3 protein-coding genes are annotated in these 2,413 nt (G+C 54.1%); 2 read left to right on the forward strand and 1 reads right to left on the reverse strand.

Features of this window, described 5'->3' with window-relative positions:
* Positions 1-39: 39 nt before the first annotated feature.
* Positions 40-369 (forward strand): hypothetical protein, encoded by a 330-nt coding sequence (locus Q675_RS0119220; RefSeq protein ID WP_031211491.1) that lies wholly within the window; start codon positions 40-42, stop codon positions 367-369.
* Between the two features lie 347 nt (positions 370-716).
* Here Q675_RS0119220 and Q675_RS31345 read toward each other — a convergent pair whose 3' ends face one another.
* Positions 717-1,742, reverse strand: a complete 1,026-nt coding sequence (locus Q675_RS31345; RefSeq protein ID WP_023011537.1) for an IS110 family transposase — start codon at positions 1,740-1,742, stop codon at positions 717-719.
* A gap of 108 nt (positions 1,743-1,850) precedes the next feature.
* On the opposite strand from Q675_RS31345, the gene Q675_RS31350 reads away from it, so the two are divergent.
* On the forward strand, positions 1,851-2,351 hold the full coding sequence (locus Q675_RS31350) for a GNAT family N-acetyltransferase (RefSeq protein WP_036193475.1): 501 nt from the start codon (positions 1,851-1,853) through the stop codon (positions 2,349-2,351).
* Positions 2,352-2,413: the final 62 nt, after the last annotated feature.

The following is a 2,413-nucleotide window of genomic DNA, read 5'->3' on the forward strand; positions in this document are numbered from 1 at the left end:
GCGCCGCTAAGCTCAGCGTTATATCTGTAGGTGAGTCTGATGGCCACTCCATACAATATGGCTTTTGCTTGTCTCACATGCTGCAAGTCATTCAAGCGCGAGTTCGATTTGGCGGAAGAATGTCCGATGACGCTTAAATGCCCAGAGTGTGGCGGTTCAGCACATAATTTTGGCAGGCACTTCAAGGCCCCCAAGAAATCGAATAAGAAGCAGTGGGACAAGATTCGTTTTCTTTTTGAGCATGGTTTTCGCTTTCAAAAAATTCGTGTGGGCAGTGGTCATCACGACACAGTGCCTTATCCGGAAACCCTGGAAGAGGCGAAAGAATTTGTGGTCACGTACAAGGATTATGCGATCCACAGTGGCTGACCAAGATATAACAAGGCAATCAAATTCGTTCCGGCCTTCGGCCTCCACCGGACGCCCCTGTCGGGCCGCCGTTTATTGCTGGCTACATGGACTCCCCCTGCGGTCAAGCAACGCCATTTAAATCCGAAGCGGTTTGAGACTGCAGCTCTACATTCGGCCTCTGTGTGGGCGTTACTGCCCGGGCCAGGATGATGATGCGTGTGAGTGAGGGTCTCATTCGTTAGTCGGCCTTTAAGGGCCGTCAGCATAAACAGACTCTCTCACTCTCGGTCTGACCGTTCCGTCATCGCTTGCCGTTGCAAGACTCGGCTGGCAGGCGTGTTCTGCCTGTCGTTGGTACTCGGTTATCAGCCTTCCACGGGCTGCGTTTTAAATTCTGTCTGGTTCATGAGTAGTGCCCATACGATTCGGGCGTTCTTGGCTGCCATTGCCACGGCGGCCCGTTTGTATCCCCGGCGCTCTTTGAGCTCTTTCGCCCAGGCGCTGAGTCGATCTTCTTTCGTATCGATCGTTGCAATCACCGCCCGGGTGCCGTGGATTAACAACGTTCGCAGGTATTTGTCGCCACGCTTGGTGATTCTGCCCAGTCGGGGCTTCCCTCCGGTCGAGTATTGTCTGGGCACCAATCCGAGCCAGGCAGCAAAGTGCCGACCGCTTTTGAATTGCCTGGGATCAGGTGCACTGGCTAACAAGGCGGTGGCAGTTTGAGGCCCAATGCCGGGTATGGCCATCAGACGCTTTGCCTGTTCGTCACGCCGTGCCATGGCTTCGATTTCCCGATCATAAGCGAGGATTTCCTCATCCAGCTGAAGGATGCGCTGGTTAATGTTGTTGAGTAGGCGACGGGCCAGCATGGGCAGGCCGTTTTCGGCGTCCTCAAGGATCTCCGGAACCCGGCGGCGTGCGGCGTAACGTCCCTGGGGAATGATCAATCCGAACTCGGCCAGCAAGCCTCGAATCTGATTGATTTGGGCGGTGCGCTCTTTGGTGAGCCCTCGACGAATCCGATGCAGGCTGAGTGTCGCTTGCTGATCCTCGGTCTTAATTGGAACGAAGCGCATATTGGGTCGGCTGACCGCTTCACAGATAGCTTCGGCATCGTTGTCGTCGTTCTTGCTGCTCTTGCGATAAGGTGCCACGAACCGGGGAGCGATGATTCGGGCATCGTGGCCGAGCTTGGTCATTTCACGCGCCCAGTAGTGCGCGCCGGAGCAAGCTTCCATGCCAATCAGACAAGGTGGCAGTTGGGCAAAGAATGCCAACAATTTGGGGCGATTCAGCCGTTTGCGAACCACGACCTTGCCGTGTTGATCGGTGCCATGAATACTGAACACAGTTTTCGCCAGATCGATGCCGATGGTTGTAACATTCATGATGACTCCTCCTGCTTTCGCTTGAAGGCTTCGACACCTTCAATGTGGCACATCGATGCCGAGGGAGCAGGGGGAGTCCATATCATTCGTTAAGCAGTAATCGAAAACATGGAACAGGTGGTCATGATCAGGGATGTGATCTTTCCCAAAGATAGTGAAGAGTTGAGAGCGCTCATTCTTGAGTACGCGGATTGGCTGGATATCGACCTTTCTTATCAGAATTTTGAGGGAGAGATGGCCTCGCTCGAGGCTTTGTTCTCGCTTCCCAACGGCCAATATACGTTTGCTATTGTGCAATCGCAGGTGGCCGGTGGCGTTGGTTTTCGCCGACTTGATGAGCACACCGCAGAGGTGAAGCGGCTGTACGTTCGGCGCCAATATCAGGGTAACGGGCTTGGGCGCCGGCTAATGGACAACTTATTGGTTAAGCTGAAAGGTTTGGGGTATACCCGAGTGGTCCTCGATGCCGTGCCTCCCACAAAAAAAGCGCAAGAACTATACGAGTTAATGGGCTTCCGGGAAATTGAGCCATATTTTTTCAATCCAACGCCCGACACTAAATTCTATGCATTTGATCTCCAGGGCCATGCTTTGGAGAGCAATGCTTAACAAGCCGCGTCACTCGGACGGCCTTGTCAGGCCGCCGGTGCGCTCAGCGTGTGTGCCGGGCA

It is taken from the genome of Marinobacter sp. EN3 (genome assembly GCF_000475315.1).
GTDB lineage: Bacteria > Pseudomonadota > Gammaproteobacteria > Pseudomonadales > Oleiphilaceae > Marinobacter > Marinobacter nauticus.

Bases quoted from the DNA above. Each gene is read 5' to 3' on its own strand.
- Q675_RS0119220 (WP_031211491.1), top strand. From the start codon at position 40: ATGGCCACTCCATACAATATGGCTTTTGCTTGTCTCACATGCTGCAAG.
- Q675_RS31345 (WP_023011537.1), bottom strand. From the start codon at position 1,742: ATGAATGTTACAACCATCGGCATCGATCTGGCGAAAACTGTGTTCAGT.
- Q675_RS31350 (WP_036193475.1), top strand. From the start codon at position 1,851: ATGGAACAGGTGGTCATGATCAGGGATGTGATCTTTCCCAAAGATAGT.